We start from the raw sequence: 2,824 nt of genomic DNA, 5'->3' as shown, positions 1-2,824 counted from the left end.
GAGGAGCTGGCCGAGGTCGCCCTTGCCGTGCTGCTCGATGGCGGTCTCCAGCTGGTCGGCCATGAGGGTGTCGTAGACGGGGCGTCGGACGGAGCGGAAGACGCCGATGGGGGTCTGGTGGAGGGTGTCGGGGTCGGCGAGGCGGGAGAGGGCGAAGGCGGTGGTCGGGGAGGCGGCGTGGGCGTCGTGGACCAGGATCGCGCTCTCGTTCTCGGGGGTGACCGCGACGACCTTCAGGTCGCCGGTGGTGTGGTCGCGGACGACGCCCTTGGAGTCGTCCGTGCCGAAGCGGATGGGCCGTCCGTGTTCGAGGCGGATGACCGCTTCCCTGGCCTGGTCTTTGTCTTTGAGGGGTTCGAAGGCGCCGTCGTTGAAGATGTTGCAGTTCTGGTAGATCTCGACGAGGGCGGTGCCGGGGTGGTCGGCGGCCTGGCGGAGGACTTCGGTGAGGTGTTTGCGGTCGGAGTCGACGGTCCGGGCGACGAAGGAGGCTTCGGCGCCGATTGCGAGGGAGACCGGGTTGAACGGGGCGTCGAGGGAGCCCATCGGCGTCGATTTGGTGATCTTCCCGACCTCGGACGTCGGACTGTACTGGCCCTTGGTCAGCCCGTAGATCCGGTTGTTGAACAGCAGGATCTTCAGGTTCACGTTGCGGCGCAGGGCGTGGATGAGGTGGTTGCCGCCGATGGACAGGGCGTCGCCGTCGCCGGTGACGACCCAGACCGACAGGTCACGGCGTGAGGTGGCCAGTCCGGTCGCGATCGCGGGGGCGCGGCCGTGGATGGAGTGCATCCCGTAGGTGTTCATGTAGTACGGGAAGCGGGAGGAGCAGCCGATGCCGGAGACGAAGACGATGTTCTCGCGGGCGAGGCCGAGTTCGGGCATGAAGCCCTGGACGGCGGCGAGGACGGCGTAGTCGCCGCAGCCGGGGCACCAGCGGACTTCCTGGTCGGACTTGAAGTCCTTCATGGTCTGGGCGGCTTCGGTCTTGGGCACGAGGTTCAGGAGTGTCTCACTCATCGATGGCCTCCTTGAGTGCCGAGGCGAGCTGCTCGGCCTTGAACGGCATGCCGTTGACCTGGGTGTGTGAGCGTGCGTCGACCAGATACTTCGCGCGGATGAGGGTGGCGAGCTGGCCGAGGTTCATCTCCGGGACGATGACCTTGTCGTACCGGGTGAGGATGTCGCCGAGGTTGTGCGGGAAGGGGTTGAGGTGGCGCAGGTGGGCCTGCGCGATCGCGCCCTTGTCGCGGCGGATGCGGCGCACCGCCGCCGTGATCGGCCCGTAGGTCGATCCCCAGCCCAGCACCAGGGTCTTCGCGTTGTCGGGGTCGTCCACCTGGAGGTCGGGGACGGTGATGCGGTCGGTCTTGGCCTGGCGGGTGCGGACCATGAAGTCGTGGTTGGCCGGGTCGTAGGAGATGTTCCCGGTCCCGTCCTGCTTCTCGATGCCGCCGATCCGGTGCTCGAGACCCGGCGTGCCCGGTACCGCCCACGGCCGTGCGAGGGTCTGCGGGTCACGCTTGTAGGGCCAGAACACCTCCGAACCGTCAGCCAGTTCATGGTTGGGTCCGGTCGCGAACTGGACCCGCAGGTCGGGGAGTTCGTCGATGTCGGGGATCCGCCACGGCTCCGAGCCGTTGGCGAGGTAGCCGTCGGAGAGCAGGAACACCGGCGTGCGGTAGGCGAGTGCGATCCGGGCGGCCTCGATCGCCGCGTCGAAACAGTCCGCCGGCGTCCGCGGCGCCACCACCGGCACCGGAGCCTCACCGTTACGCCCGTACATCGCCTGCAGGAGATCCGCCTGCTCGGTCTTCGTCGGCAGTCCCGTCGACGGGCCGCCGCGCTGGATGTCCACGACCAGCAGCGGCAGCTCCAGCGACACCGCGAGCCCGATCGTCTCCGACTTCAGCGCCACACCCGGCCCGGACGTCGTCGTCACCGCCAGCGAGCCGCCGAACGCCGCCCCCAGCGCCGCCCCGATCCCGGCGATCTCGTCCTCCGCCTGGAAGGTGCGCACACCGAAATTCTTGTGCCGGGAGAGTTCGTGGAGGATGTCGGAGGCCGGGGTGATCGGGTAGGAGCCCAGGTAGAGCGGGAGATCCGCCTGACGGGCCGCGGCGATCAGACCGTAGGACAGGGCCAGGTTCCCGGAGATGTTGCGGTACGTGCCCGCCGGGAACGCCTTCGTCGCCGGAGCGACCTCGTAGGAGACGGCGAAGTCCTCGGTCGTCTCGCCGAAGTTCCAGCCCGCCCGGAACGCGGCCACGTTCGCCTCGGCGATCTGCGGCTTCTTCGCGAACTTCTGCCGCAGGAACGTCTCGGTGGCCTCGGTCGGCCGGTGATACATCCACGACAGAAGCCCGAGCGCGAACATGTTCTTCGACCGCTCGGCCTCCTTCCGCGACAGGCCGAACTCCTTCAACGCCTCGATCGTCAGCGTCGTCAACGGCACCGGATGCACCCGATAGCCGTCCAGCGAACCGTCCTCCAGCGGAGAGGTGTCGTAGCCGACCTTCGCCATCGCCCGCTTCGCGAACTCGTCCGTGTTCACGATGATCTCGCCGCCCCGCGGCACATCACCGATGTTCGCCTTCAACGCGGCCGGGTTCATCGCGACCAGCACGTTCGGGGCATCCCCCGGCGTCAGAATGTCATGGTCGGCGAAATGCAACTGGAACGACGACACACCCGGCAGCGTCCCAGCAGGAGCCCGGATCTCGGCCGGGAAGTTCGGCAGCGTGGAGAGGTCGTTCCCGAACGACGCCGTCTCCGAGGTGAACCTGTCACCCGTGAGCTGCATACCGTCACCCGAATCACCCGC

Annotated in this window: 2 protein-coding genes; both read right to left on the bottom strand. The window is 67.9% G+C overall.

The annotated features are described in order from the left end of the window. A partial coding sequence (locus ACF1G2_RS36030; RefSeq protein WP_391802369.1) for a 2-oxoacid:ferredoxin oxidoreductase subunit beta occupies nucleotides 1-1,020 on the bottom strand: 1,020 nt, incomplete at its 3' end. After that, the coding region (locus tag ACF1G2_RS36025) for a 2-oxoacid:acceptor oxidoreductase subunit alpha (RefSeq protein ID WP_391802368.1) at nucleotides 1,013-2,824 on the bottom strand (1,812 nt) is incomplete at its 5' end. The genes ACF1G2_RS36030 and ACF1G2_RS36025, both read right to left, overlap by 8 nt.

This window comes from Streptomyces sp. NPDC013457 (genome assembly GCF_043089925.1).
In the GTDB taxonomy this organism is placed as follows: domain Bacteria; phylum Actinomycetota; class Actinomycetes; order Streptomycetales; family Streptomycetaceae; genus Streptomyces.
The sequence above is the reverse complement of the archived record's forward strand: the minus strand, read 5'-3'. Positions and strand labels throughout refer to the sequence as shown.